Source organism: Faecalibacterium sp. 7 (genome assembly GCF_049562865.1).
GTDB lineage: Bacteria > Bacillota > Clostridia > Oscillospirales > Ruminococcaceae > Faecalibacterium > Faecalibacterium wellingii.
In genome coordinates this window covers 19,644-44,390 of the sequence record NZ_CP186911.1, presented here as the reverse complement: position 1 = coordinate 44,390, position 24,747 = coordinate 19,644, and the positions used below count along the sequence as shown (strand labels likewise).

Genomic DNA, 24,747 nt, shown 5'->3' with positions numbered 1-24,747 from the left:
GAGGTTTTGGAATGTATGTTGGAATTTTCGGCGATGTGATTTTCTCCGTGGGACACCTGCGTGTGCTCACCCCGTCAAACTTCAAGGGAACGACCGGCGCAAACTGGGCGGAACATGAAGTTCTGGGAGGAAAAGCACGAGCAGAGTATTTATCACCGAAACTGAGAGAGTACACCTTTGATATTCTTCTGGATGCAGCACTCGGCGTGAATCCTCGCAAGATGCTGAACCGTCTGACAGAAATGTCAGAGAACGGAGAGATTCATTACCTGATTATCGGGTTTGCACCGGTATCGCAAAACAAGTTTCGGGTCACTGAAATAAGCGACAGCTGGGATTCGGTGATAAAACACGGGCTTTTGATGCAGTGCAAGGTGAGCCTGACCATAAAGGAGTACATATGATCGACTTCAGCAGCACGGTGGTTGAGCTGTCCGGTGACAGCGAAAAACAAAAAGAAGTGCAGGACATTGCAAAGTGCCTTCGCACACTGTATTCCACACCAATCGGGAGCCAAGAGGGCGACAGAGAACTCGGAATCAATCCAAACATATTTGTCGATAAGCCACTTCCGGTGGCAAAGGGATTATATGTGGCTGAGGTAACAGAGAAAACCGCATCGTTTGAGCCGCGGGCAAGAGTGGTGCGGGTGGACTGGCTGGACAGTGATGTGCTGCATGGCGTTGTAATTCCAAAGGTGGTGTACGAGCTTGTCTAAAATAAAAGAGTTTGAGAACATCCCGGACATCGACATTGAAGGCGAAGAAACGCTGGAAGAAGCTGTGGCCGATTGCAAGGCGCTGTTTGGCAAGTACAACAAAGAACTTTTCAACGGTGAGGTATCGTTGGAACGGTGTTCTGAAGCACGGCTTGTCCTTTTGACACTGGCACATCGTTCGCATCACAACATGGAGTACAGCACGGCGTGTCTGAAAGCGGAACTGCTGCCTACGAGCACGGGGCCGAATTTGGACAACCTTGCTCCGCTTGTTGGAGTGGAACGCCTGGAAGCCGGAAAAGCCACGGCGGTTATTCGATTCACACTGTCTGCGCCGAGAACGAGTGCAACCGGAATCCCGGAAGGAACACAGGTGAGAACGGCAGACAAACGGTATTTCAAAACCGAAAAGTATGCGGAGATCTTACCCGGCGAACTGACCGTGGACGTAGTTGCCGTGGCGGATGAGGCAGGAAGCAACAGCGATGGGATTGCCGAAGGCGAAATCAATGTGCTGGTGGATCCTATCCCGTATGTGTCCGGGGCAAAAAGTGTTTCGGCAAGCACGGGCGGTACGGATACGGAAGGTGACGATTCATTTACCAGACGTATCAACTATGCACCTTCGATTTTCTCCGTGGCCGGTCCGGTGGATGCCTATGAATACTTTGCATCGAGCTGGCGGTCCGATGTGGCAGATACGAAGATCGTTTGCAAGGAAGGATACACGATCCACGTTTACTTTCTGATGGCCGGAGGCAGAGTTCCGACAAGGGAAGAATGTACCGGAATGCAGGAATATTTCGACACGGTAAAGCGCCCGATGGGTGATCTGGTTCTTTGCCATGCGCCGGAAGAAATCCCGTATGACATCGAGCTTACTTACCATATTGCCTTGAGCAATGTCAAGAATGCATCGACGATTCAGGAAAATGTGGAAGCAGCTGTGAAGGAGTATGAAACCTGGCAGAGAAAAATCGGCCGGGACATCGAACCGGCGGAGCTGATTATGCGTGTACGGGAAGCTGGTGCGAAACGCCCACGTCTGTTGACACCGGTCGAAACAACTGTCTCCGAAATTCAGGTGGCAAAGCTCCGAAGCTGCAAGGTGACATACGGAGGAATCGAAGATGATTGAACTCCACGAAGTTGGCCTAGTCGAAGGGCTACCGCCTGATGTTGCCAAAGAGCCATGGGTACAGATCCTTGATGCAGTTTTCAGGGAGCGGCGCAAGAAGGAACTGGAAGCTGCCGAACGCTTGAAAATCTACACGGATATTGACCGTGCAGATGAGGCAGTTCTGGATATTCTTGCGGTTCAGTTCCGCGTTGACTGGTACGACACCAGCTATCCGATTGAAACAAAGCGCAGGATCATCAAAACTGCGCTGGAAGTCCGTCGGTACTGCGGAACGGAGTGGGCAGTCCAAAAGGCGCTGTCCTCGATTTATCCGAATGTGAAGATAAGTGAATGGTATGACTACGGAGGAAGGCCGGGCTACTGGCGAATGAACGTAGACATTACCGATGATGGTGTCATTTACTACACACCGGAAGAAATTGAAAAGCGCCTTGGTTATGCCCGGCGCTGTACCGCTCACCTTGAACACATCATCTACATCGTTGAACCGCATGAACGGTCGCCCGCTTATATCGCCGCCGCACCCTGCGGCATGGCGACATCCTGCACCGTAAAGGTCCCCGGTAGGATCAAGCCGCGGGAAATCGGCGCAAAGGCGTATGTTGCCGGTGCGGTCGGAAGATCGAAAATGCAGGTTGCCGTGGCGCTGCCCGGTGCCGTTGAAGCAAAGGCAGTGAAAGCACGAGCCTTTACGGCGGGCACCGTTGAACGGTCGCACACGGCGATAAACATTGTTATTGGAGGACAGACAACGTGAGTTGGGAAAAATCTAGCTACACCGCCGCCGGTGCCGCCCTGCTGTCGGAATCTCTCTCCGGTGGTGCGCTGGTAATCACCCGCGCTGTGAGCGGCACCGGTACGGCTGACGCAGACCTTTCGGGGGAAACCGGGGTAAGCGGCGAAACACATGACCTGAAATTGCTGGACATCGAAACCGTTGAAAGCGGCGGTGAGACGGCTCGGCGGGTAAAAATCCAGATCACCGGTGCAGATGAAACGTACATCATGCATCAGGTGGGCGTTTACGGCAGGCTGAACGACGATGCCGAAACACTCCTGTTTATTATGCAGGATGCACGCGGAGTGGAGGTCCCGTCCACGAAAGTGAACGGCGATTTTGAGATTGAGCTGTCGGCGCTGCTTGCTGTGTCGAACAAGGCCAATATCAGCATTACCGTTGACCCGCAGATGCAGGCTCTCGCAAAAATGGTCAAGGCCGAAATTGAGAAGCACAACGCCGCCGCTGATGCCCATGCAGCGACCATCACGGCAGCGGTCAGCGCTGCCGTGAAGAACCTGTCTGAATCCGGGGAAATCCTGAACGAAGAACAAGTCAAGGCCCTTATCAAGGAGCAGGTGGACGGCGGTACGGGCGGCGGCTACTATGGCTCCTACGAACTCACTCTTGCAGCGGACGGGTGGAAGCCCGCCCGCAGCGAGGATGATTACGAAAATGCCGGTGGTATGGATTACTACCAGTGTATCTATGATGCAGAACTGTCGGACAGCACCAGTGAGCTTGTACCCGTTGGCGTTGTATCTCCCGGCAGCTTCTATACTACGACCAAAGCGGGTGTCCTGAACGGGTGCGAAACGCATGATGGTTTCATCAGATTCTTTTCTCAGCGCATCCCGAAAGCAGACATTCAGGCGACCGTAACCCTGTTCGGGAAAGGAGGTGGTTCGGGTGAAACCGGTAGCGTAAGCATCGGTCAGGGCTTGAAGCGTGACGCGAGCGGCGCTATTGCCGTCCGCATTGGCGAAGGCCTTGACTTTGACAGCGCAAACGCGCTGACTGTCCGCAAAGAAACCGTTATGACGAGCGAAGACCTGCTGAACGAGGAAGAAACGCAGCAGGAAATCGTTGATATGCTGAAATAATTTTAGGAGGACACTACTATGTCTAAGCAGATTTCTACCAAGACCACCATCCGCAACCTGACCGCCGAGATCAAGAAGACTTTCGTCAAGAAGGACGCTTTCACCCCGGTCGAGGCCGCTGCCAACGCCGCCATTAAGGCCCTGAAGGTGACCGGTAACACCGTCAACTTCTACACCAACACCGGCATGACCGGCGCAGCTGCTTTCTCCATGGACTTCCCGACCGAGATGTTCCTCGACCAGACCAAGACCGAGTTCGTCGGCAAGTTCAAGTTCTCCGACACCACCTATCCCGGCGCCACCGACCCCAAGCTGGACGGCAAGCCGGTCATGGTTCTGGCCGTCAAGGGTGAGAACCCCGACAACTGCACCTACTCTTTCCTGAACATGGCTGCTCTGGTCGATACCTACGCCGCAAAGACCACCGGCAAGGATGCATCCACCACCGTTACCATCGCTGGTTATGAGGTGGATGTCAAGGTCAATGTTTCCGCTGCTGCCGGCAACGCCCTGATTCTGAAGGATGATGGTCTGTATGTTCCCACCCCTGAGGAAGTGGACGTCTCCGGCAAGGCCGATAAGGTCACCGGTGCCACCACCGGCAACTTTGCTGCACTGGATGGCGAGGGCAATCCGACCGACAGCGGTAAGAAGCCTGCCGACTTCGTGGCTGCTGAGACCGGTAAGCGCCTGATGACCGATGCCGAGGGCGAAAAGCTGGCCGGTGTCTCTGAGGGCGCAACCAAGACTGCCGCCAGCTCCACCAACGGCAATGTGAACATCGACGGCAAGGAAGTCGTCGTGTACACCGAGCCGGAGAATGTTCTGCACGACGAGGACGTGGAGGACTTCTCCGCAGAGGAGATCGCCGCTCTGCTGGCTGACTAAGACATGAGGAGGTAAGCTCTATGGCAAAAGCGAAGATCAAAACGCTTTTGGGCACAGGGCTTGCCGCGCTTTGCAGCCACATCAAGCAGTGCAACACCGCACTCGGAGACCTTTCCGAAGCAACTGCAAACGGATTCGAGGAAACCGATGACATCCTGCACGAAAAGCAGGATGTCACGGCTGCGGTGTCTTTTACGATTCCGGTCGATGGCTGGGGCGAAGATGATTCTTCCCCCGGCTATTTTTATTGTGACATCCCTATTGCGGGCCTGTTGGCTACCGACATTGTGGATGTTACGGTACTGCCGGAATTTTACGATGTGGCGGGTGCGGTGGGCTTTATTGCAACCGAAAGCCTCGAAGGAAAGCTGCGGCTGAGGGCCGCCAAAGCTCCGACCGAGAAAATTTCTGCACAGTATCACATTACAAGCACCGTGAAATACACGGATGCACAGGAAGGGGGGACCTAAATGGCATACGGTTCTTTTAACGCAGGCCCCGGCAAGGCGCCGGACGAAGATGTTGTCCGCACTGACCAGATCGGCGTGCCGGGCGGCATTGCTACGCTGGATGCAGACGGCCACCTGACCGAGAGCCAGCGGTGGGAAGTGGATGGCTACAAAAAGGCCGAGACCGACCAGCGCATCAGCGCGGCGGTAGATGCCCACAACGAAGCGACCAACGCCCACGGCGACATCCGTGCCAGTGTGGCAGCTATGAACGCCAGCATCAAGGCCATTGAGCTGAAGTTCGGCACGAACGTCACGAAAAACCCGTTTTCTGCCACGTTCGGCAGTCTGGACGGCCTGACCGTGACCGGCGCGTGGAACGCCGAGCAGGCAAGGGTGGAGTTCTGACGATGGCTGAAATGTTCAAGGTCGGCGCGAATGCGCGGGAGCTGTTGCGCTACACTCAGAGGGCAACCCGCATTGTCACCGACGACATCAGCCGGAGCGATGCCCGGAAGATCATCCAGAAAGTCGCAGCGCTCGAAGATGTGCGCGACATCCAGAAGGTGTGCGGCACTGCCGTCCATGCACTCGACACACGGGACAGGGAGGGCTTTTCCAAGAGCACGTTCCGGCTGTATGGCGAGGGCATCCGGCTGACCGCCCGGCAAATCCTGCTGGATGCACACGCGGCGAATAACGTCAATTTCCAGACCGACTACGACAAGCGCGTTGAGAAGATCGGCGCAGTCGTGGACGGCTGCTCTCTGCTGCTGGAATACCTGACCATCTGCACGGAGGAAGGTATCATCAGCGCGAAGAAAGCCGGTATCTGGACAAAGAAGGTCACGGACGTAAAATACCCGGCGATGAAGTGGCTCACGTCGGAACGCGGACGTGCCGAAAAACTCCGGGCAGAAGCGGAACGGAAGCGGCTGACCGAACAGGCTGCCGCCCTGAAAGCTGTCCTTTACCCGGAACCGTAAACGCACAGCGGGCAACCGCTTTGCATAAAGGGCGCGGTTTGTTTGTCTGACGCTGCCATTTGGTGGCTGCGCTCTCCGAACACCAACAATAACAACAACGTCTGGAACGTCAACACCGATGGCTCCAACAACAACAACTGGTACAACAACTCCTATGGTGTTCGCCCCGCTCTGATGGAACCGTGTGACGAGTAGGCATAAGCTGAAAGCAGTGCGCCCATCAAAGGAAACCGCATCCTGTCGCTTGCCGATGCAGGCAAGTGATAAATACATCCCGCTGAGGTGGGCCATCCCTGCCGGATGCAGCCCACTACCGCAGCAGCGAACCAGCGGAGGGTCATTTTGACATACGAAGAACTGTGCAGCTTTGAGGTGCTTTACAAAGCCTACCTCGAAGCCCGGAAGGGAAAACGCAGCAAGAGCAAAACAATCGAGTATGAATCCCATGCATTGGCTTGCACGGAAAAGCTCTCCCGTAAGCTGGCTGTCTGCAATGTGCGGCAGCCAGACGGGAGCATCCGGCAGCAGATACGCTATGTGCCAAGTAAGTTTGAGGTCTTTGCCGTCTACGAGCCGAAGCGCCGCATGGTACACGCCCCCGCATTTGTGGACAAGGTGGTGCTGCACGCTCTGGTCGATAACATCCTGTATGACGCCCTGACAAAGAGCTTTATCCGGGACAGCCACGCCAGCCAGACCGGCAAAGGCACAGACGACGGCCTGATGCGCCTGAAAACCCACATGGTGGACTATTACCGCCGTGAGGGCCACGGCGCGGACGGCTGGGTGCTGAAAGGCGACGTGCGGCATTTCTTCGCCAGCATCGACCACCGGAAGCTAAAACGCAAGCTCAAAGCCGTGCTGGATAAGCGCGGCGTTGACCCGCGTGTCTATGAGCTGCTTTGCATCTACATCGACGTGATGGAGGACGGCTTGCCGCTGGGCTACCAGACGAGCCAGCTTTTCGCCCTCATGTTTTTGGACGAGTTCGACCACATCATCAAAGAAAAGTACCGCATCAAATACTATGGCCGATACATGGATGATTTCTACATCATCTGTTCGGACAAGCGGAAATTGCAGTGCATTCTCCGGGATGTGCGGGCGCTCATGGACAGTTACGGCCTTGAGCTGAACCAGAAAACCGCCATCTTCCCGTTGAGGAACGGTATTGATTTTCTGGGCTTTCACTCCTACCTGACCGACACCGGCGCGGTCATCCAAAAGCTGCGCCGGGATAGCTCCAAGCGGATGAAGAACAAGATCAAGTATTGGGAGACGGCATACCCCGCAGGCGAAGTAACCAAGCAGGAAATCCTGCGGAGCTTTGATGCGTGGGATGCCCATGCCGCCCATGGTGAAACCTACTCTTTACGCCGCAAGTACGCTGACCGGCTCGAAAAATTGCTTGACTGCAAAATCCCTATCCATCGAAAAATCAACTCGAACAAACTCGCGCGTGACAGACGGCGGGCGCGGCAATGCCGCTGCATCTACAAGGTGCAGCACAAAGCCCTGTCCCTCTCTGTATCGCAGAACACGCGGCCTGCGGAGATCATGCCGTGGGCCTGAACGAAAACAAGGAGGTAACAATGGCAAACGTAAAACTGGGCACGAAAGCCGTTGGCAGCATTGTCAAAATCAAAGTCAACGGCGCGTCCAAAGATTTTATTGTTGTGCAGCAGGGCAACCCGAACACCGGCACCTATGATTCGAGTTGCAACGGAACGTGGCTGTTGATGAAGGATATCTACACAACGTCCACGTTCGGCAACAATAACTCCTACAAGGATTCCAGCATCCACACATACCTGAACGGAACGTTCTACAACCTCATCGACAGCAACATCCGGGCAGCTATTAAGCAGGTGAAAATCCCGTACCAGAACGGCACTGGTTCCGGCGGCAACCTTGCCACCGGCTCCAACGGCCTGAGCACCAAAGTGTTCCTGCTGTCTGGTTATGAGGTCGGCTGGACGACCAGCGACAACGGCTATTTCCCGAAGGACGGTGTGAGGCTGGCATACTTTGGCAATAGCTCCGGCGGTAACAGCAAGCGTATTGCATACAATGGTAGCTCCGCTGCCATTTGGTGGCTGCGCTCTCCGTACACCTTCAGTGACGGCAACGTCTGGTACGTCAGCACCGGTGGCTCCAGCGACTACAGCTGGTACGGCAGCTCCTGTGGTGTTCGCCCCGCTTTCATTCTTCCCTCTACACTCGTGGTCTCTGACGATGGCACGGTCAGTGTCAACACTGCACCTACCGTCAGCACGGACGGCGCAGCTCTGGGGCAGAAGAACACGGCCTTTGCGTGGAAGTACACCGTCAGGGATGCCGACGGCGACGCCTTGACCGTCACCGAAAAGCTGGACGGCAAGACCACCAAGACCCGCACCGGCGTTGCCAGCGGTACGGCCCTGACCTTTGAGCAGACGGCCAGCGCTGCCGGATTCCAGAAAATCCTGAACGGCAACCACACCATCACCGTTGAGGTGAGCGACGGCAAGGAAACCGTCAGCACGTCCGCGACCTTTACCAAGGCCGTCCACGCCGCAAGCGTGACGCTGGCTGAACCGTTGGCCGTTGAGGGCGACATTACCGTTGCCGTGCTTCAGGTGACCGGCTCCATCCCCGATGATGCGAAGTTCAAAGCCGAAGTGACCAACAACGCACTCGACAGCTCCCCGGTCTGGCAGGATGCCACGACCGAGGTAAAAAAAGGCGTGAACATCGTCTTTGAGAATAAGTCTGCCACCAACGGCGCGGCGTTTAACTTCCGCGTCAGCGTGGAGCGCGGCGAATCCGGCGAGGGCGGCTACATCGAAGCCGTCTCCGGCGCATTCCAGTAAGGAGGACAGTCACCATGATTCAGTGGAAAAAGGACAATCTGCCCACCCGGCAGGAGAAGGAAGCCGCAGCCAAGAAGCGGCAGGAGCACGAACAGTTGCCCGACCGTGTGGCTGAAATGGAAGATGCCCTGTGCGAACAGGACGCAGCCAACGAGAAGCGTTTGGCCGACATCGAAACCGCGCTGTGTGAGCTGGACGCAGCGCTGAACAAGGAATAAGGAGGTATCACCATGAACATTATCTGGGCAAACCGCCTGATTGCAGGCACTAAGACTTGGGCAGAGATGCCCGCATCCCGCCGTGCAGGCGTGAAGAAAGTTCTGGCCGAGCGCGTAAACAAGGGCGAGATCACCGCCGAGGATTACAAGCGCATCACCGGTGACGACTATGACGTGGCCTGAGCTGTGTGAGAAGCTGTTGACCCGGCTTGAAGCGCAGGGCGAGAACATGAGCACCGAGCGTGCAGAGTTCGGGGTGCTCATGGTGGACTGTGCCATGCGCGGGTGCGGGGCTGATCCGGGCATGAAGGGAGATGGTAGCAATGGCGATTAAAGCCTATTCGTATGCGAAGGACGGGAACAGAAAGCTCTCCGCAAATTTTGCGGTGAAGGAGTTCCGCTGCAAGGATGGGAGTGACCCGATCTTTATTGACGATGAGCTTGTGACCCTGCTGCAGAAAATCCGGGATCATTTCGGGAAGTCTGTGACGATCACGAGCGCATACCGTACCGCCGCCCACAACAAGGCGGTGAAGGGGGCGACCTACAGCCAGCATTGTTACGGCAAGGCTGCGGACATCCGGGTGCAGGGCGTGGGTGTTGAAGCTGTGGCTGCCTATGCCGAGACCCTACTGCCGAATCGTGGCGGCATCGGGCGCTATCCTGTAAAGGCGGGCCGCCCTGCTGGTTGGGTACATATCGACACCCGCGCGGCAAAGAGCCGGTGGGTAAGCTGAAAGTAGGAGGAAAACAGTATGGAGAACATTCTGAAAGTTTTTCTGATGGCATTCCCTGAATGGCTGGCCTGCATCTTCATGGTGGTCGGCCTTGTGGTCACGGCGCTGGCGGCGGTACGTCTGGGTTACGGCCTTGTGGTCGCAAAGACCGTGTACAAGTGGATCGTCAACGCGGAAGAAAAGTTCGGCGCGGGTGCAGGCGCAGAGAAGAAAGCGCACGTTATCGCGGTGCTGCGCGGCTACACCCCGGACTGGCTGGACTGGGCAATCAATGAGCGGACGCTGGATTGGATCGTACAGCTTGTGTTCGACTTTACCAAGAAGAAGCTCGAAGATTACATGGCAAAGAAATCCGTGGAAACCACCACTGTGGCCCGTTTCGGTAAGGCGGGGGAGGACAAGCGTAATGACTGACGAGGAACTGGAACATCGCCTGACAGCGGTCGAAAACCGTGCACAGAGCAACACCCACCGGCTGGACGAGCTGGGGAAGCTGACCGATGCAGTAAACGGCATGAACACCAATATCAAGTTGACCATCCAGCAACTCGAAAACACAAACAAGAGCCTTGAAATTGTAACGGCTCAAAACAAAAAGCAGGACGACCGCCTGACCGCGCTGGAAAAAGCCCCCGGAACATTTGGGAACAAACTTTGGTGGGCTGTGATTGCGGCGTTGGTTTCCGGCCTTGTGGCATATGAACTGACGATGCTTCTGCACTGAAATGAAAATCCCCCGCTGGCATCCTGATGGATTGCTGGCGGGGGATTTTTTGTTTGTCTGGAAGTTTTGCACAAAGGAAATGTGCAAAGTGTGGAAAAATTGCGAATTGACAACGGTATACCGTATAATTTACGCTTAAAACGAAAATAAACGCCATAGTCGAAAGGAGGAAAACGGCGTGCGAGTGTTCAAACAGCTTACGCTTACAGACCGAATCCGTATTGAAAAGTGGTTGAAAGATGGGCTGAGAGTAAAGGAAATCGCAGACAGGTTGCGGGTTGACCCGTCCACGGTGTACCGGGAACTGAAACGCGGTAGCTACGACAAGTTGGACGGTAAGACGTGGAAGCTGATTCCTACATATAGCCCGGATATTGCAGAACAAAGGTATCAGGCACATCTTCGGGAGAAGGGACCAAACCTTAAGATTGGCAAGGATCATGAGCTTGCAAGCTATATCGAGCAGACCATTATAGATAAGGATTGTTCACCGGCTGCTGTGTACGGTTATGCCTTGGAAGAAGGACGGACATTCAAAACGCATATATCGGTGCCTACCATATACAGCTACATCAAAAAGGGCGTGTTCCTGAACTTGACGCAAAAGGCTCTGCCCAGACATGGAGTGCATAAGGGCGACTATAAAAAGGTGAAAACAAAGGATCCTGCTCGTGCGCCTGCCGGTGAGAGCATCGAAAAACGCCCGGCGGAAGTAAAAGACCGTGAAGAATTTGGACACTGGGAAATGGACACGGTGTATTCTGGCAAGAAGAAAAGCACGGTTGCGCTGCTGGTGCTGACTGAGCGCAAGACCCGGAACGAAAATATTATAGTGGTGCCAGATCGCCGCGCAGAGACGACCGTGCGGGCAATCAATGCACTGGAACGGAAGTTAGGTGCAGAGAAGTTTGGCATTATCTATAAGAGCATCACAGTTGACAACGGCAGTGAGTTTGCATTGGCCGACCAGCTGGAACAGTCCTGCATCACCGGAGATAAGCGGACGAAGGTGTACTATTGTCATCCGTATTCTTCTTGGGAACGCGGGAGCAATGAGAATGTGAACGGCATGATTCGCCGCAGGCACCCGAAAGGCACAGACTTCTCAAAGGTCACGGCAGAGGAAATCGCGGCTACGGAGAACTGGATCAACAGCTATCCCAGAAAAATTTTCGGCTATAAGAGCGCCGGCACAATGTTCCGCGAATGCCTGCGGGAACTTGGTTTGACAGCATAAAGCACATAGAAAGCAGAAAATCACTGGTAAAAATGAACAATAAGGGATAACCGCAAGCGGGGTGCGCTTGGCGGCTTGTTTGCTTTACGCTAAAATCCACAAAAACAGAGCCGAAAATTTGTTGCATTTAATGCTTTACTTTTCATTCCCCAAAGCAGGCCGGTTTTCGGCTTTACAAGCGGCGCAAAACATGGTACAGTAAAGATACTGTGCTTTCCCTTTGAAAAGCACGCCCGGCAGTGGGGAAAGCTGCCGGAACGATACAACAACGACACGGCAAACCAGCCGCGGACGGAAAGGATGTACTACAATGGAACAGAGCGAAAAGACCCTTGATATGATCGTCAATCTCTGCAAGAACCGTGGTTATGTGTTCCCCGGTTCCGAGATCTACGGCGGTCTGGCCAACAGCTGGGACTACGGCCCCCTGGGCGTCGAGTTCAAGAACAACGTCAAAAAGGCATGGCTGAAGAAATTCGTGCAGGAGAGCCCCTATAATGTGGGGCTGGATGCGGCCATCATCATGAACCCCCAGACCTGGGTGACCACCGGCCATGTGTCCAGCTTCTCGGACCCCCTGCTGGACTGCCGCGCCTGCAAGGCACGCCACCGCGCCGACAAGCTGATCGGTGAGGAGCACCCCGAGGTGAATGTGGATGCCATGAGCTTTGACGAGATGGATGCCTTCATCGCAGAGCATGAGGACATTGTCTGCCCCGTCTGCGGCAAGCATGACTTCACCCCCATCCGCAAGTTCAACCTGATGTTCAAGACCGCCATCGGCGTCACCGAGGACAGCTCTTCCACCTGCTATCTGCGTCCCGAGACCGCACAGGGCATCTTTGTCAACTTTGCCAACATCCAGCGCACCACCCGCCGCAAGCTGCCCTTCGGCGTGTGTCAGGTGGGTAAGGCCTTCCGCAATGAGATCACCCCGGGCAACTTCACCTTCCGCACCCGCGAGTTCGAGCAGATGGAGTGCGAGTTCTTCTGCAAGCCCGGCACCGATCTGGAATGGTTCGCTTACTGGAAGGACTACTGCGAGAACTGGCTGCTGAGCCTTGGCATCAAGAAGGAGCACCTGCGCCTGCGTGACCACGAGCCTGCAGAGCTGGCTTTCTACAGCCGCGCTACTACCGATATCGAGTACGCCTTCCCGTTCACCGACTGGGGTGAGCTGTGGGGCATTGCAGACCGTACCAACTACGACCTGACCCGCCATCAGGAAGCTTCCGGCAAGAGCCTGGAGTACTTCGACAGCGAGACCAACGAGCACTACATCCCCTACGTCATCGAGCCCTCTCTGGGCTGCGACCGTGTGGCTCTGGCTTTCCTGTGCGAGGCCTACGACGAGGAGCACCTGACCGACAGCAAGGGCAAGGAGGATATCCGCACCGTGCTGCATCTGCATCCGGCTCTGGCTCCCTACAAGTGTGCCGTGCTGCCCCTGAGCAAGAAGCTGGGCGAGAAGGCCATGGAGATCCGCAACGAGCTGAGCAAGTACTTCATGGTGGATTACGACGATACCGGTTCCATCGGCAAGCGTTACCGCCGCGAGGACGAGATCGGCACCCCGTACTGCATCACCGTGGACTTTGACACCGTGGGCGACGAGGCCAAGGGCATTGCCGCCGACAACTGCGTCACCGTCCGCGACCGCGATACCATGGAGCAGGTGCGTATGCCCATCTCCGAGCTGAAAGCTTATATCGAGAGCAAGATCGAGTTCTGAGAAAAATTCGCTTTCAGGCGATAAAAAACAGCCCCGCCGTTGCAATTTCGGCGGGGCTGTGCTATAATACAAATAAAGAAAGTGCTGTCTGGCAAACGGTCAGTACCTTTCCGGCGCGATAATCAAAAGATGACCGCTCAGGTTTGGACGCTGAGGGCGGTCATTTTTTGTTATTGAAGATCTTCCACGCGATATCGAAAATGCCAAAGCTCACGGTTGCAAGCAATGTGAGCAGAGCCAGAGTTTCTAAAAGCGTCATGAAGCATCACCCCCTTCGCTGCAAAGCGTCGGGGTACGACAAAAATGTTCGCCTTCCCGACGCAGGGCCGAAAAGGCATAGACCGCCTGCCGTATGTAGACAGCACTCTCAAAAGACAGTATAACAGACGTTTCCTGCTTTTTCAACAGCGGGAGGTGTCTGTTTTCTTTTTACTGGACAGAACGGCTTGTACCGGGTATACTGAAAAACAGAAAAACATGATTTTTACACCGCAGGAGGTTTTACCGTGGAAAACTTTGACGAACTGCTGAAAAAATATGCCGATTTCATCGTCCGGGTGGGGGTGAACCCGCAGCCCGGGCAGACCCTCATCATCAACTGCCCGCTGGAGGGCGCGCCGCTGGCGCGGCTGTGCGTGCGCAGCGCCTACGAAGCTGGTGCCCGGGATGTGCAGGTGAACTGGAGCGATGACGCTGTGTCCCGTGTCCGCATGGAGCTGGGCAGCGAGGAAGCGCTGACCGACCACAAGCCGTGGCAGCTGCGCCGCTATCTCGACTATGCCGAAAGCGAGGGCGGCGTGTGTGTGCTGCACCTCATTGCGGACGACCCGGAGCTGTATGCCGGATTGGATGGCAACAAGATCAGCCGGGTAAATGCCGCCCGCCGCGCCTTTATGGAAGAGTGGCAGGAATACACCATGAACGACCGAGTGCAGTGGTCCATTGCGGCTCTGCCCAGCGTGCCGTGGGCAAAGAAGATCTTCCCGGAGCTGGACGCAGACGCCGCCATGGAAGCTTTGTGGAAGCTGATCTTTGACGTCTGCCGGGTCACCGGCGGCGACCCGGTGGGCGAGTGGAAGACCCATATGGAGCGGCTCTCTGCCCTGCGCGACAAAATGAATGCGCTGGATCTGGAAAGCGTGCATTTTGAAAGCAGCAACGGCACCGACCTGACCGTGGGTCTTGCGGATCAGGCTGTGTGGGAAAGCGCCGCCAGCAAAAGCGAAAAGGGTGTGGTGTTCCTGCCCAACATCCCGACGGAAGAGGTATTCACTGCGCCCCATAAAGATAAGGTGGAGGGTGTCGTCTATGGCACCAAGCCCTATGTGTTCAACGGCCAGCTTATCAAGAACTTCCGCGTTACCTTTGAGAAGGGCCGAGTGGTGGACTACCACGCCGAGCAGGGACAGCTGCTGCTGGGCCGTCTGCTGGACGGGGATGAAGGCTCCCGCAGCATCGGCGAGGTGGCACTGGTGCCTGCAAGCAGCCCCATCAACCGCAGCGGAAAGCTGTTCTACAGCACTCTGTTTGACGAGAACGCCGCCTGTCATATCGCCTTTGGTGCCAGCTATCCCGGCACCACGAAGGGCGGCACGGCGCTTTCCAAAGAGGAGCTGTTGGCCCGCGGCATGAACCAGTCGCATCTGCATGAGGATGTGATGATCGGTGCCGAGGACAGCCATATCACCGGCAAATGCCGCGATGGCCGCACCGTGGAGCTGTTCCGGGACGGCGTCTGGGTGCTGTAAAAGACTCTGCGGCGAAAAAAATCTGCGAAAATGCTTGCATAATCGCGGGATGTATGATATATTCTAGTAGTACGATATAGTTTAACCTGAAACGTGGGCCGCAAGGTCCGCGTTTCTTGTTTGTATGGAGGTTTTTTATGGCGAAGCAGTCTGGCGGCAACACCGCCCAGAGAGTCGAAGCGCTTGTCCGCCCCACCGTGGAGGGCATGGGCCTGCGCCTGTGGGACGTGGTTTTTGAAAAGGAAGGTCCGGACTGGTATCTCCGCGTGCTCATCGACAAGGACGGCACCATGGATACGGACACCTGCGCGGATGTCTCCCATGCGTTGGACCCCATCCTTGACGAGGCAGACCCCATCGACCAGAGCTATTATCTGGAGGTTGGCAGCCCCGGCCTTGGCCGTAAGCTCACCCGCCCGGAGCACTACGAGGCCCTCAAGGGCCAGAAAGTCCGGGTAAAGCTCATTCGCCCGAACGCCGACGGCGTGCGCGAGTTTGCCGGTATCCTGACAGGCCGCGAGGGCAGCACCGTCACAGTGGACACCGAAAACGGCCCCGTCACCTTTGAGGTGAATGCCGCAGCCAGCGTGAACCTGTGCGATGATGAAGACCTGTTTGATTAACATAGATAAGAGAGTAAATTACAGGAGGAACCCGAAAAATGGCAGCAGCGAACAATGAATTTTTTGAAGCTCTCTCCATGCTGGAGCATGAGCGCGGCATCACCGCAGAGTACCTGATCGAGAAGATCAAGGCGGCGATCATCATTGCCGTCAAGAAGAACTATGAGGTGGAGGAAGACCATGTGAAGGTGGATATCGACCCCGCCGCAGGCCGCTTTGATGTGGCCCTGATCCAGGACGTTGTGGCTGATGAGGACTGGTACGACGAGCATTCTGAGATCGGCATCACCGAGGCACAGAAGATCCGCAAGACCTACGAGGTGGGCGACCGCATCATCACCCCGCTCAAGACCAAGGACTTTGGCCGCATTGCTGCACAGACTGCAAAGCATGTCATCCGTCAGGGCATCCGCGAGGCCGAGCGCAGCCAGCAGCTCAGCGAGATCCAGTCCCGTGCACACGACATCGTGCAGGCCACCGTCACCCGCGTTGACCCCGAGAAGGGCATCGTTGCTCTGGATCTGGGCAAGGGCGGCGAGGCCGTCCTGCCCCGCAACGAGCAGGTGCCCGGCGAGGTCTATACCGAGGGCGAGACCCTGCAGGTCTACGTTGTGGACGTGGTCAGCACCGAGCGCGGCCCCCGCGTCATGATCAGCCGCACTCACCCCGGCCTTGTCAAGCGCCTGTTCGAGCTGGAAGTGCCCGAGATCTTTGACGGCACTGTGGAGGTCAAGGCCATCAGCCGCGAGGCCGGTGCCCGCACCAAGATGGCTGTGTGGAGCAAGGACCCCAATGTCAACCCCGTTTCTGCCTGCATCGGTGAGCACGGCGCCCGCGTGGCTGCCGTGGTCGAGAAGCTGGGCGGCGAGAAGATCGATATCGTGAAGTGGAGCGAGGATATCTCCGAGTTCATCTCCGCAGCCCTGAGCCCTGCCAAGGTGGTCAAGGTGGAGCTGCTGCCCGGCGAGACCCGTTCCTGCCGCGTCACCGTGCCCGACCAGCAGCTGAGCCTTGCCATCGGCAACAAGGGCCAGAACGCCCGCCTGTGCGCACGTCTGACCGGCTACAATATCGATATCCGCCCCGAGAGCGGCTACTACGGTGAGGAAGAGCCCAAGAAGGAAGCCGAGACCGACGCCGAGTAATTCCGGCGCAGATGGCCAAAGGAGGGAAACCGGATGGCACAGAAAAAGATCCCTTCCCGCCAGTGCATCGGCTGCATGACCAGCCGCCCCAAAAAGGAGCTGGTGCGTGTGGTGCGTGCACCCAGCGGAGAGATCGAGCATTGATCTGGTCGGCAAAAAGCCGGGCCGCGGAGCCTATCTCTGCCCGAACCCCGACTGCCTGACCAAGGCAAAAAAGAAAAAGGCGCTGGAGCGCTGCTTTGAGCAGCCGGTTCCCGCCGAAGTATACGAGGCATTGGCCGCACAGCTGGCCGAAGCCGCAAAGGAGGCAGCAGACAATGGCAAAGAAGAATAACACCCCCGCAAAACCCAAGCTGCCCCCGGAGGAAGCGCTGTTTCAGGCACTGAGCCTGTGCCGCAAGGCAGGCGCACTGACCATGGGCTTTGACGCCGTGGAAGATGCCTGCGTCAAGAGCAAGGCATGGCTGGTGATGGTGGCATCCGATGCCAGCGCCAAGACCGTGCAGCGCCTCAACTATTCTGTGGGCGATCTGGTGGATGTGATCACCATGCCGCTTACGCAGGATAAGCTGGCCGATATCAGCCGCAAGCCTGTGGCTGTTTATGCGGTGACCGACCGCAACCTCGCAAAGCTCTGCTTTGACCGCCTGTCGGACTGCGGAGCAATCAAAAATGAGGAGGATATGAGCGAATGATCGTAAAATATAAAGTGAGTGACTTTGCAAAGGACCTGAACGTTTCTGCCAAGAAGGTCCTGGATGAGCTGAACGCCATGGGCAGCACCGGCAAGAAGAACAGCTCCAATCTGGAAGAAAACGAGCTGAATTACCTGCTGGAGAAGTTCAGCAAGGCCGGCAGCGTGAAGGATCTGGACGAGTTCCTGAACAGCGCCAAGGCTCCCAAGGAAGAGCCCAAAGCTGCCGAGAAGAAGGCAGACAAGAAGCCCGAGGCCCCCAAGGCCGAAAAGAAGCCGGAGCAGCCCGCTGCCAAGAAGGCTGAGCCTGCCCAGCAGAACAAAAACAACAATAACAATAAGCACAACGATAAAAAGCCCGAGCAGCACAAGAAGCGCGAGGAGAAGACCGTTTCCCTGAGCGAGCTGGCCCGCGAGACCGGTGCCAAGGCTGCAAATGCTCCGGCACAGGCTGTTTCTGTGCGCCGTGAGGACAATCAGGTGACCGTGGATACCCGTACTGTGGACATGAACGTGGATCGCTTCGATGCCCGCTATGATGATCTGGCTTCCACCAAGAACACCGAGAACCGCCGCAAGCCCACCCCGCAGGGCAACAAGCAGAAGTTCACCCAGCGCGGCCAGCGCCAGCGCCAGCAGTTCCAGAAGGGCAAGCGCGAGACCGAGTTCGAGCGTCTGCAGCGCATCCAGCTGGAAAAGGCCCGCAGCGCACAGCTGAAGGTGATGATCCCCGACGAGATCACCGTGGGCGAGCTGGCTGCCCGCCTGAAGCAGCAGGCCGGCAAGGTCATTGCCAAGTTCATGCAGATGGGCGAGATGCACGCCATCAACGACGTGATCGATTTCGATACCGCTTCCCTGCTGGCAGAGGAGTTCCATGCAAAGGTCGAGCACGAGGTGCATGTGACCATCGAGGAGCGCCTGTTCACGCAGGAAGAGGATTCGCAGGAGGATCTGGTGGAGCGTCCCCCGGTGGTCTGCGTCATGGGCCACGTTGACCACGGCAAGACCAGTATTCTGGACGCCATCCGCAAGACCAACGTCACCGCAGGCGAGGCCGGCGGCATCACGCAGGCCATCGGTGCATATCAGGTCAAGGTCAACGACAGCCTCATCACCTTCCTGGATACCCCGGGCCATGAGGCGTTCACCTCCATGCGTGCCCGCGGTGCCAACATGACCGATATTGCCGTTCTGGTGGTTGCTGCCGACGACGGCATCATGCCCCAGACCATCGAGTCCATCAACCATGCCAAGGCTGCAAATGTCAAGATTATCGTGGCAATGAACAAGATGGATAAGCCCACCGCAAACCCCGAGCGCGTGATGGAAGGCCTGACCAAGTACGGCATCATCACCGAGGACTGGGGCGGCGATGTGGCCTGCATCCCGGTGTCTGCCCTGACCGGCATGGGCATCAACGACCTGCTGGAGCGCATCGCTCTGGAAGCTGAGGTCATGGAGCTGAAGGCAAACCCCAACCGCCGCGCCAAGGGTGCGGTCGTCGAGGCCCGTCTGGACAAGGGCCAGGGCCCCATTGCCACCATTCTGGTGCAGAACGGCACCCTGCACTCCGGCGACGTCATCATTGCCGGTACCGCTGTGGGCCGCGTGCGTACCATGCGCAGCGACAAGGGCCAGCTGCTGAGCGATGCCGGCCCCTCTACCCCTGTGGAGATCACCGGCCTGACCGCAGTGCCGGAAGCAGGCGATCTGTTCGAGGCTGTTGAGGACGAGCGTCTGGCCCGTGAGCTGGCCGAACAGCGCGTTGCTGCCGCCAAGGAAAAGCAGTTCTCCTCCTTCCAGAAGGTCACGCTGGATAACCTGTTCAGCCAGATGGCTCAGAACGACATGAAGGAACTGGCCATCGTGGTCAAGGCCGATGTGCAGGGCTCTGCCGAGGCTGTGAAGCAGAGTTTGGAGAAGATCTCCAACGACGAGGTGCGCGTGCGTGTCATCCATGCCGGTGTCGGTGCCATCAGCAAGTCCGACGTGGATCTGGCCGATGCCTCCAACGCCATCATCATCGGCTTCAACGTCCGCCCCGACAACGTGGCCAAGGAAGAAGCTGCTGCCACCAAGGTGGAAATGCGTATGTACCGCGTCATTTATGATGCCATCAACGATGTCACCGACGCTATGAAGGGCATGCTGGCTCCCAAGTTCCGTGAGGTGTCTCTGGGCGAGCTGCAGGTGCGTCAGGTGTACAAGATCTCCAACGTGGGCACCGTTGCAGGCTGCCGTGTGACCAGCGGCAAGATCACCCGCGACAGCAAGGTGCGCGTGGTGCGTGACGGCATCGTGGTCACCGAGGACGAGATCGCATCCCTGAAGCGCTTCAAGGACGACGTCAAGGAAGTGGCCGAGGGCTACGAATGCGGCGTTACTCTGGCAAAGTTTGCCGACGTCAAGGAAGGCGACGTGTACGAGGCATTCAAGATGGAAGAGTACCGCGACTAAGATCTGAAATAACCCTCTCCGTCATTGCTGGCGCAATGCCACCTCCCCCGAGGTGGGAGGTTTGCTGAGAAACGGAACGTTTGCCGTATCTACGCAAAAAGCTCGCCCCTCGGGAGAGCTGCCGAGCGAAGCGAGGCTGAGAGGGTTTTCTTTTGTAAGGAGAATACTATGTCTCAGAAAAATATGGGCCGCCTTGCGCAGGACATGAAGCGCGAGGTCATTGCCATCATCGGCCGACTGAAGGACCCCCGGCTGGAGGGCGGTCTTTTGACCGTCACCCGTCTGGATGTGACCCCCGACCTGGATGTGGCCAAGGTATATGTGAGCGTCATGGGTCGCGAGGACGGCCCTAAGCCCGCCATCGAGGCACTGAACCGCGCAGCCGGTCATGTGCGCACCGAGGTGAGCAAAAAAATGCACATCCGCAAGGCTCCCCGTTTTATCTTTGTAGAGGATGACGGCGCAGCCTACGCGGCCCACATCAACGAGCTGCTCCGCACGCTGAACGTGAACGGCGACGCTGATACGGAAGCCGATGCACCGGAGGAGACCGAGGAATAATTCAGCCGGTGCGGAAAGGATGGATCATGGAATGACAGAGCAGTTGAATGTGCAGCAGATGGCCCAGCGCCTGATGACTGCGGACAACATTTTGATTCTGTGTCACAAAAACCCGGACGGCGATACCATTGGCTGCGGCAGTGCCCTGTACTGTGCCCTGAAAATGCTGGATAAGGAGGCAGCGGTGCTTTGCTCCGATGCCATTCCCACCCGGTATGCGTTCACCAATGCGCACATGTTCAAAGGAGAGTTTGAGCCAAAAACGGTGGTGGCTGTGGATGTTGCCGGCGTACAGCTGTTTGGCGAAAACAACGGCGTGCCGCAGTATTCACGTCATGTGGACCTGTGTATCGATCATCATTCGGGCAACAGCGGCTATGCCGACTTCACCTTGCTGGATGGCAGCGCCGCAGCGGCGGCAGAGCTGCTGTACGAGGTCATCTGCGCCATGGGCGTGGCCATCACCCCACACATCGCGGACTGCCTGTACACCGGCCTTGCCACCGACACGGGATGCTTCCGCTTTTCCTCCACCACGGCCAACACCCACCTTGTGGCGGCAAAGCTCATTGAGGCGGGCTGCCATGTGGAGGAGCTGAACACCCTGCTGTTCGATACCAAGCCCCGTGAGCGCATGGAAGCGGAGCGCATCGCACGCAACCATCTGGAGTACTATCTGGACGGCCGGTGCGCGCTCATCTACCTCACCCGGGACGAGATCGAGCAGAGCGGGGTGGACCCGGCCGATCTGGAAGAGCTGACCAGCCTGCCCGTGAGCATCGAAGGGGTCAAGGTGGGCCTGACCCTGCGGCAGCAGCCCGGTGGCAGCTACCGTATCAGCGTGCGCACCGCAAAGGGTGTGGATGCCTGCGCCATCGCCCGGCGTCTGGGCGGCGGCGGTCACAGCCGCGCTGCAGGCTGTGAGCTGCTGGGCAATCTGGAAAACGCAAAAAATGCAATTCTGGCAGAGGTGGAAGCCGAGCTGGACGCACCGCAGGAGGAAGCATAAATGCAGGGCATCCTGATCGTTGACAAGCCCATGGACTGGACCAGCTTCGATGTAGTGGCAAAGCTGCGCGGCGTGCTGGGCACCCGCAAGCTGGGCCACAGCGGCACGCTGGACCCCATGGCCACCGGTGTTCTGCCGGTGTTCTGCGGCGGGGCCAGCAAGGCGGTGGACCTGCAGCTGAACCACGATAAGAGTTACCGCGCGGTGCTCCGGCTGGGCGCACGCACGGATACCGGTGATGTGACCGGCACCGTGCTGGAGACCGCACCCGTCACCGCCGGGGAGCAGGAACTGCTGGCGGTGCTGCCGCAGTTCATCGGCCCGCAGATGCAGGTGCCGCCCATGTATTCGGCCATCAAGCTGAACGGCCAGCCGCTGTATAAGCTGGCCCGTGAGGGCGTGACCGTGGAACGCAGGGCGCGCCCCATTGAAATTTACAGCATCACCTACGGCGGCAGCCCGGCGGAGAATGAATATGTGCTGGATGTGCAGTGCTCCAAGGGCACCTATATCCGCACGCTGCTGGAGGATATCGCCGCCGCCATGGGTCAGAAGGGCACCATGAGCGCGCTGCGCCGCATCTCGGCCGGGGTGTACACCGAAGCCGACGCCCACACGCTGGAAGAGATCCTTGCCGTCAAAGAGCAGGGTCTGCCTGCACTGGAAGCACTGATGCTGCCGGTAGAGAGCGTGTTCGAGAGCCTGCCGCTGCTGGTGGTGGAGCCATGGGTGGAGCAGCATTTGTACAACGGTTGCCCCACCAGCCGCTACCCGGCGGCAGATGGCCGTTACCGGGTGCGCAATGCGGCAGGACAGTTTTTGGGCCTTGCCAACATCGTGCAGGGCGTGCTCCGGGTAGAAAAGCTGTTCGTAGAACGAAATTGACACCCTCACCGGTCAGCTTCGCAAGGGCGGGTGAGGGCGTATCCCGAAAGAAAAGGAAACAAGACCCATGCAGATCATTTCACAGTTTGCGCCGCTGCCGCTGGCGCAGCCGGAAAAAGGCACCGCAGTGGCAATGGGCTTTTTTGACGGTATCCACATCGGCCACCGGGCAGTGATCAACGAGGCAGTGCAGTGGGCCGGAGCCAACGATGCAGCGCCGGCACTGTTCACCTTCAGGCTGCCGGTGGTGAACAAGATGAAGGGCAAACGGCTGCTCTCCACAGCAGATAAACACGCACTGGTGGCAAGCCTTGGCGTGGAGTATTACCTCACGCCGGACTTTGAGGAGATCAAGGGCCTGACGCCGGAGCAGTTCGTGCTGGGCATCGTGCGGGACTGCCGCGCCCGGGCACTGGTCTGCGGCGAAAACTTTACCTTTGGTGCCAAAGCGGCCGGCAACCCGGAGCTGCTGCGCACCCTCTGCGCTCCGTTGGGCGTGGAGGTGATCGTGGTGCCCATGGCGCAGTTTGAGGAAAAGCCGGTGTCTTCCACCCGCATCCGCACCGCGCTGGAAGGCGGCGACATCCCGGCAGCAAACGCCATGCTGGGGATGCCCTACGCCATCCGGTTCGAGGTGCAGCACGGTGCGGGTCTGGGCCATACGCTGGGGGTGCCCACCATCAACCAGCTGTACCCCGAGGGCTTTCAACTGCCCCGCAGCGGCATCTATATCACCCGCACCTTCATCGGCGGCAAATGGTATCCTTCGGCCACCGGCCTTGGCAGCCGCCCCACCGTCAACGACGACGCCACCAAGGTGACCTGCGAGACCTTCATTCCGGGCTTTTCCGGCGACCTCTACGGCACCGACCCGGTGGTGGAGTTCCACGCCTACCTCAGCCCCAGCAAAAAGTTTGATACGCTGGACGAGCTGCGGACCTGCATCAACAACGCTGCAAAGCGTGCGCAGGAATATTTTGCATAAGTGTGCATAAGAAAAAGACCTGTCCCTCCGGAGAACCCGGAAAGGCAGGTCTTTTTTTGCTGCTTATTCGTAGTCGATGGGTAAAGTAGGCAGGCCGTTCAGCTCCAGCCCGGCGGTGTGCCCTGCAATGTACTGGTAATACCCCTGCGCCGCGATCATAGCGCCATTGTCACCGCAGAATTTCAGCTCCGGCAGGTAGACCTTGGCGCCCAGCTTCTGGGCGCCATCGTTCACCAGCTGGCGCAGCCGTCCGTTGGCGGCAACGCCGCCTGCCAGACACACCTGCTTTGCACCGGTATCCGCGGCGGCCAGCAGCAGCTTTTCGGCCAGAATGCCCGCAATGCGCTCCTGAAAGCTGGCGGCAAGGTCGGGTACGTTCACTTCTTCGCCCTTCATCTGAGCCTTGTTCACCTCGTTCAGCACGGCGGTCTTCAGGCCGGAAAAGCTCACGTTGTATTTGCCCTCCACATGGGGCACCGGCAGGCGGTAAGCCTTGGGGTCGCCGGTCTTGGCGGCGTTGGCCACGCTGGGGCCGCCGGGATAGGGCAGACCCAGCGTGCGGGCCACCTTGTCAAAGGCTTCACCGGCGGCATCGTCCACCGTGTGGCCGAGGATGTGGTAGTGAGTATAGTCCTGCACCTCCACGATGTGGCTGTGCCCGCCGGAGGCCACCAGACAGAGGAAGGGCGGCTTCAGCTCCGGGTGGGTCAGGTAGAGTGCGGCGATGTGTCCCCGCAGATGGTGCACCGGTACCAGCGGCTTGCCCGCTGAGTAGGCCAGACCCTTGGCAAAGTTCACACCCACCAGCACTGCACCGATGAGCCCCGGCGCAAAGGTGACGGCTACGGCGTCCACATCGTCGATGGTCCTGCCTGCGTCCAGCAGGGCTTTTTTGACCGTGGCGCTGATAAATTCACAGTGGCGGCGGCTGGCGATCTCCGGCACGACGCCGCCGTACAGAGCCTGTTCTTTGACGCTGGTGGAGATGACGTTGCTCAGCAGATGCCGCCCGTCCTCCACAAGCGCTGCGGCGGTCTCGTCGCAGGTGGATTCAATTCCTAAGATGATCATTTT

At 57.6% G+C, this 24,747-nt stretch carries 30 protein-coding genes and 1 pseudogene; 30 read left to right on the top strand and 1 reads right to left on the bottom strand.

Features of this window, described 5'->3' with window-relative positions; translation table 11 throughout:
- Window positions 1-11: 11 nt before the first annotated feature.
- The 30 genes and pseudogenes from ACKXF7_RS00240 to ribF all read left to right on the top strand — a co-directional run bounded on the left by ACKXF7_RS00240 (window position 12) and on the right by ribF (window position 23,673).
- A complete protein-coding gene (locus ACKXF7_RS00240; RefSeq protein ID WP_112148811.1) occupies window positions 12-404 on the top strand; it encodes a phage tail protein in 393 nt (130 codons plus the stop codon).
- Window positions 401-718: a hypothetical protein gene (locus ACKXF7_RS00235; RefSeq protein ID WP_112148812.1), complete on the top strand. Its 318-nt coding sequence runs from the start codon at window positions 401-403 to the stop codon at window positions 716-718. The genes ACKXF7_RS00240 and ACKXF7_RS00235 overlap by 4 nt, the downstream gene beginning before the upstream one ends.
- Window positions 711-1,856 carry a baseplate J/gp47 family protein gene (locus ACKXF7_RS00230; protein ID WP_112148813.1) on the top strand — a complete coding sequence of 382 codons (1,146 nt, stop codon included), beginning with the start codon at window positions 711-713 and terminating at the stop codon, window positions 1,854-1,856. The genes ACKXF7_RS00235 and ACKXF7_RS00230 overlap by 8 nt, the downstream gene beginning before the upstream one ends.
- Complete coding sequence (locus ACKXF7_RS00225; protein ID WP_112148814.1) at window positions 1,849-2,616, top strand: phage tail protein I; 768 nt, start codon at window positions 1,849-1,851, stop codon at window positions 2,614-2,616. Before ACKXF7_RS00230 ends, ACKXF7_RS00225 begins: the two co-directional genes overlap by 8 nt.
- Window positions 2,613-3,740, top strand: a complete 1,128-nt coding sequence (locus tag ACKXF7_RS00220) for a hypothetical protein (protein ID WP_423741826.1) — start codon at window positions 2,613-2,615, stop codon at window positions 3,738-3,740. The genes ACKXF7_RS00225 and ACKXF7_RS00220 overlap by 4 nt, the downstream gene beginning before the upstream one ends.
- Before the next feature lie 18 nt (window positions 3,741-3,758).
- Complete coding sequence (locus ACKXF7_RS00215) at window positions 3,759-4,628, top strand: hypothetical protein (protein ID WP_423741825.1); 870 nt, start codon at window positions 3,759-3,761, stop codon at window positions 4,626-4,628.
- Window positions 4,629-4,648: 20 nt separating this feature from the next.
- Window positions 4,649-5,098 (top strand): hypothetical protein, encoded by a 450-nt coding sequence (locus ACKXF7_RS00210; protein WP_097777981.1) that lies wholly within the window; start codon window positions 4,649-4,651, stop codon window positions 5,096-5,098.
- Window positions 5,099-5,485, top strand: a complete 387-nt coding sequence (locus ACKXF7_RS00205) for a hypothetical protein (protein WP_423741824.1) — start codon at window positions 5,099-5,101, stop codon at window positions 5,483-5,485.
- Between the two features lie 2 nt (window positions 5,486-5,487).
- Entirely contained in the window at window positions 5,488-6,063 is a 576-nt protein-coding gene (locus tag ACKXF7_RS00200; RefSeq protein ID WP_097777979.1) for a hypothetical protein, read from the top strand.
- Window positions 6,064-6,105: 42 nt separating this feature from the next.
- Entirely contained in the window at window positions 6,106-6,258 is a 153-nt protein-coding gene (locus ACKXF7_RS00195) for a DUF6273 domain-containing protein (RefSeq protein WP_005940875.1), read from the top strand.
- Between the two features lie 147 nt (window positions 6,259-6,405).
- Complete coding sequence (locus tag ACKXF7_RS00190; protein WP_423741823.1) at window positions 6,406-7,635, top strand: reverse transcriptase/maturase family protein; 1,230 nt, start codon at window positions 6,406-6,408, stop codon at window positions 7,633-7,635.
- Between the two features lie 20 nt (window positions 7,636-7,655).
- Window positions 7,656-8,915 (top strand): DUF6273 domain-containing protein, encoded by a 1,260-nt coding sequence (locus tag ACKXF7_RS00185; protein WP_423741822.1) that lies wholly within the window; start codon window positions 7,656-7,658, stop codon window positions 8,913-8,915.
- Window positions 8,916-8,929: 14 nt separating this feature from the next.
- Complete coding sequence (locus tag ACKXF7_RS00180; protein WP_423741821.1) at window positions 8,930-9,133, top strand: hypothetical protein; 204 nt, start codon at window positions 8,930-8,932, stop codon at window positions 9,131-9,133.
- A 12-nt stretch (window positions 9,134-9,145) separates the two neighbouring features.
- Window positions 9,146-9,316 (top strand): XkdX family protein, encoded by a 171-nt coding sequence (locus ACKXF7_RS00175; protein WP_158401313.1) that lies wholly within the window; start codon window positions 9,146-9,148, stop codon window positions 9,314-9,316.
- A complete protein-coding gene (locus ACKXF7_RS00170) occupies window positions 9,303-9,467 on the top strand; it encodes a hypothetical protein (RefSeq protein ID WP_165852605.1) in 165 nt (54 codons plus the stop codon). Before ACKXF7_RS00175 ends, ACKXF7_RS00170 begins: the two co-directional genes overlap by 14 nt.
- Window positions 9,457-9,870 carry a YcbK family protein gene (locus ACKXF7_RS00165; protein ID WP_112148821.1) on the top strand — a complete coding sequence of 138 codons (414 nt, stop codon included), beginning with the start codon at window positions 9,457-9,459 and terminating at the stop codon, window positions 9,868-9,870. The genes ACKXF7_RS00170 and ACKXF7_RS00165 overlap by 11 nt, the downstream gene beginning before the upstream one ends.
- A gap of 18 nt (window positions 9,871-9,888) precedes the next feature.
- Window positions 9,889-10,284, top strand: coding sequence for a hypothetical protein (locus ACKXF7_RS00160; protein ID WP_112148822.1), 396 nt, complete (start codon window positions 9,889-9,891; stop codon window positions 10,282-10,284).
- The gene (locus ACKXF7_RS00155) at window positions 10,277-10,594 is read left to right on the top strand and encodes a hypothetical protein (RefSeq protein ID WP_005940900.1); all 318 of its coding nucleotides are present in this window, start codon (window positions 10,277-10,279) and stop codon (window positions 10,592-10,594) included. The genes ACKXF7_RS00160 and ACKXF7_RS00155 overlap by 8 nt, the downstream gene beginning before the upstream one ends.
- Before the next feature lie 178 nt (window positions 10,595-10,772).
- Window positions 10,773-11,831, top strand: coding sequence for an IS30 family transposase (locus tag ACKXF7_RS00150; RefSeq protein ID WP_112148824.1), 1,059 nt, complete (start codon window positions 10,773-10,775; stop codon window positions 11,829-11,831).
- A gap of 310 nt (window positions 11,832-12,141) precedes the next feature.
- A complete protein-coding gene (locus ACKXF7_RS00145; protein WP_097773884.1) occupies window positions 12,142-13,563 on the top strand; it encodes a glycine--tRNA ligase in 1,422 nt (473 codons plus the stop codon).
- A gap of 506 nt (window positions 13,564-14,069) precedes the next feature.
- Window positions 14,070-15,311, top strand: coding sequence for an aminopeptidase (locus ACKXF7_RS00140; protein WP_423741820.1), 1,242 nt, complete (start codon window positions 14,070-14,072; stop codon window positions 15,309-15,311).
- Between the two features lie 137 nt (window positions 15,312-15,448).
- Window positions 15,449-15,934, top strand: coding sequence for a ribosome maturation factor RimP (gene rimP, locus ACKXF7_RS00135; protein ID WP_339395314.1), 486 nt, complete (start codon window positions 15,449-15,451; stop codon window positions 15,932-15,934).
- 38 nt (window positions 15,935-15,972) lie between these two features.
- Window positions 15,973-17,079 carry a transcription termination factor NusA gene (gene nusA / locus ACKXF7_RS00130; protein WP_249238183.1) on the top strand — a complete coding sequence of 369 codons (1,107 nt, stop codon included), beginning with the start codon at window positions 15,973-15,975 and terminating at the stop codon, window positions 17,077-17,079.
- A gap of 33 nt (window positions 17,080-17,112) precedes the next feature.
- Window positions 17,113-17,413: pseudogene (gene rnpM, locus ACKXF7_RS00125) on the top strand (RNase P modulator RnpM).
- Window positions 17,397-17,774 (top strand): L7Ae/L30e/S12e/Gadd45 family ribosomal protein, encoded by a 378-nt coding sequence (locus ACKXF7_RS00120; protein WP_249238185.1) that lies wholly within the window; start codon window positions 17,397-17,399, stop codon window positions 17,772-17,774. Before rnpM ends, ACKXF7_RS00120 begins: the two are co-directional and overlap by 17 nt.
- The gene (gene infB / locus ACKXF7_RS00115) at window positions 17,771-20,233 is read left to right on the top strand and encodes a translation initiation factor IF-2 (protein WP_423741819.1); all 2,463 of its coding nucleotides are present in this window, start codon (window positions 17,771-17,773) and stop codon (window positions 20,231-20,233) included. Before ACKXF7_RS00120 ends, infB begins: the two co-directional genes overlap by 4 nt.
- A gap of 168 nt (window positions 20,234-20,401) precedes the next feature.
- Complete coding sequence (gene rbfA / locus ACKXF7_RS00110) at window positions 20,402-20,794, top strand: 30S ribosome-binding factor RbfA (RefSeq protein ID WP_249238187.1); 393 nt, start codon at window positions 20,402-20,404, stop codon at window positions 20,792-20,794.
- Window positions 20,795-20,813: 19 nt separating this feature from the next.
- Window positions 20,814-21,803: a DHH family phosphoesterase gene (locus ACKXF7_RS00105; protein ID WP_423741818.1), complete on the top strand. Its 990-nt coding sequence runs from the start codon at window positions 20,814-20,816 to the stop codon at window positions 21,801-21,803.
- Complete coding sequence (gene truB / locus ACKXF7_RS00100) at window positions 21,804-22,688, top strand: tRNA pseudouridine(55) synthase TruB (RefSeq protein WP_423741817.1); 885 nt, start codon at window positions 21,804-21,806, stop codon at window positions 22,686-22,688.
- 67 nt (window positions 22,689-22,755) lie between these two features.
- Window positions 22,756-23,673, top strand: coding sequence for a bifunctional riboflavin kinase/FMN adenylyltransferase (gene ribF / locus ACKXF7_RS00095; RefSeq protein WP_423741816.1), 918 nt, complete (start codon window positions 22,756-22,758; stop codon window positions 23,671-23,673).
- 63 nt (window positions 23,674-23,736) lie between these two features.
- On the opposite strand, the gene tsaD is transcribed toward ribF, so the two are convergent.
- Window positions 23,737-24,744 carry a tRNA (adenosine(37)-N6)-threonylcarbamoyltransferase complex transferase subunit TsaD gene (gene tsaD / locus ACKXF7_RS00090; RefSeq protein ID WP_418265612.1) on the bottom strand — a complete coding sequence of 336 codons (1,008 nt, stop codon included), beginning with the start codon at window positions 24,742-24,744 and terminating at the stop codon, window positions 23,737-23,739.
- Window positions 24,745-24,747: the final 3 nt, after the last annotated feature.

Bases quoted from the DNA above. Each gene is read 5' to 3' on its own strand.
- ACKXF7_RS00240 (WP_112148811.1), top strand. From the start codon at position 12: ATGTATGTTGGAATTTTCGGCGATGTGATTTTCTCCGTGGGACACCTG.
- ACKXF7_RS00235 (WP_112148812.1), top strand. From the start codon at position 401: ATGATCGACTTCAGCAGCACGGTGGTTGAGCTGTCCGGTGACAGCGAA.
- ACKXF7_RS00225 (WP_112148814.1), top strand. From the start codon at position 1,849: ATGATTGAACTCCACGAAGTTGGCCTAGTCGAAGGGCTACCGCCTGAT.
- ACKXF7_RS00215 (WP_423741825.1), top strand. From the start codon at position 3,759: ATGTCTAAGCAGATTTCTACCAAGACCACCATCCGCAACCTGACCGCC.
- ACKXF7_RS00210 (WP_097777981.1), top strand. From the start codon at position 4,649: ATGGCAAAAGCGAAGATCAAAACGCTTTTGGGCACAGGGCTTGCCGCG.
- ACKXF7_RS00205 (WP_423741824.1), top strand. From the start codon at position 5,099: ATGGCATACGGTTCTTTTAACGCAGGCCCCGGCAAGGCGCCGGACGAA.
- ACKXF7_RS00200 (WP_097777979.1), top strand. From the start codon at position 5,488: ATGGCTGAAATGTTCAAGGTCGGCGCGAATGCGCGGGAGCTGTTGCGC.
- ACKXF7_RS00185 (WP_423741822.1), top strand. From the start codon at position 7,656: ATGGCAAACGTAAAACTGGGCACGAAAGCCGTTGGCAGCATTGTCAAA.
- ACKXF7_RS00180 (WP_423741821.1), top strand. From the start codon at position 8,930: ATGATTCAGTGGAAAAAGGACAATCTGCCCACCCGGCAGGAGAAGGAA.
- ACKXF7_RS00175 (WP_158401313.1), top strand. From the start codon at position 9,146: ATGAACATTATCTGGGCAAACCGCCTGATTGCAGGCACTAAGACTTGG.
- ACKXF7_RS00170 (WP_165852605.1), top strand. From the start codon at position 9,303: ATGACGTGGCCTGAGCTGTGTGAGAAGCTGTTGACCCGGCTTGAAGCG.
- ACKXF7_RS00165 (WP_112148821.1), top strand. From the start codon at position 9,457: ATGGCGATTAAAGCCTATTCGTATGCGAAGGACGGGAACAGAAAGCTC.
- ACKXF7_RS00160 (WP_112148822.1), top strand. From the start codon at position 9,889: ATGGAGAACATTCTGAAAGTTTTTCTGATGGCATTCCCTGAATGGCTG.
- ACKXF7_RS00155 (WP_005940900.1), top strand. From the start codon at position 10,277: ATGACTGACGAGGAACTGGAACATCGCCTGACAGCGGTCGAAAACCGT.
- ACKXF7_RS00145 (WP_097773884.1), top strand. From the start codon at position 12,142: ATGGAACAGAGCGAAAAGACCCTTGATATGATCGTCAATCTCTGCAAG.
- rimP (WP_339395314.1), top strand. From the start codon at position 15,449: ATGGCGAAGCAGTCTGGCGGCAACACCGCCCAGAGAGTCGAAGCGCTT.
- nusA (WP_249238183.1), top strand. From the start codon at position 15,973: ATGGCAGCAGCGAACAATGAATTTTTTGAAGCTCTCTCCATGCTGGAG.
- ACKXF7_RS00120 (WP_249238185.1), top strand. From the start codon at position 17,397: ATGGCAAAGAAGAATAACACCCCCGCAAAACCCAAGCTGCCCCCGGAG.
- infB (WP_423741819.1), top strand. From the start codon at position 17,771: ATGATCGTAAAATATAAAGTGAGTGACTTTGCAAAGGACCTGAACGTT.
- rbfA (WP_249238187.1), top strand. From the start codon at position 20,402: ATGTCTCAGAAAAATATGGGCCGCCTTGCGCAGGACATGAAGCGCGAG.
- ACKXF7_RS00105 (WP_423741818.1), top strand. From the start codon at position 20,814: ATGGATCATGGAATGACAGAGCAGTTGAATGTGCAGCAGATGGCCCAG.
- truB (WP_423741817.1), top strand. From the start codon at position 21,804: ATGCAGGGCATCCTGATCGTTGACAAGCCCATGGACTGGACCAGCTTC.
- ribF (WP_423741816.1), top strand. From the start codon at position 22,756: ATGCAGATCATTTCACAGTTTGCGCCGCTGCCGCTGGCGCAGCCGGAA.
- tsaD (WP_418265612.1), bottom strand. From the start codon at position 24,744: ATGATCATCTTAGGAATTGAATCCACCTGCGACGAGACCGCCGCAGCG.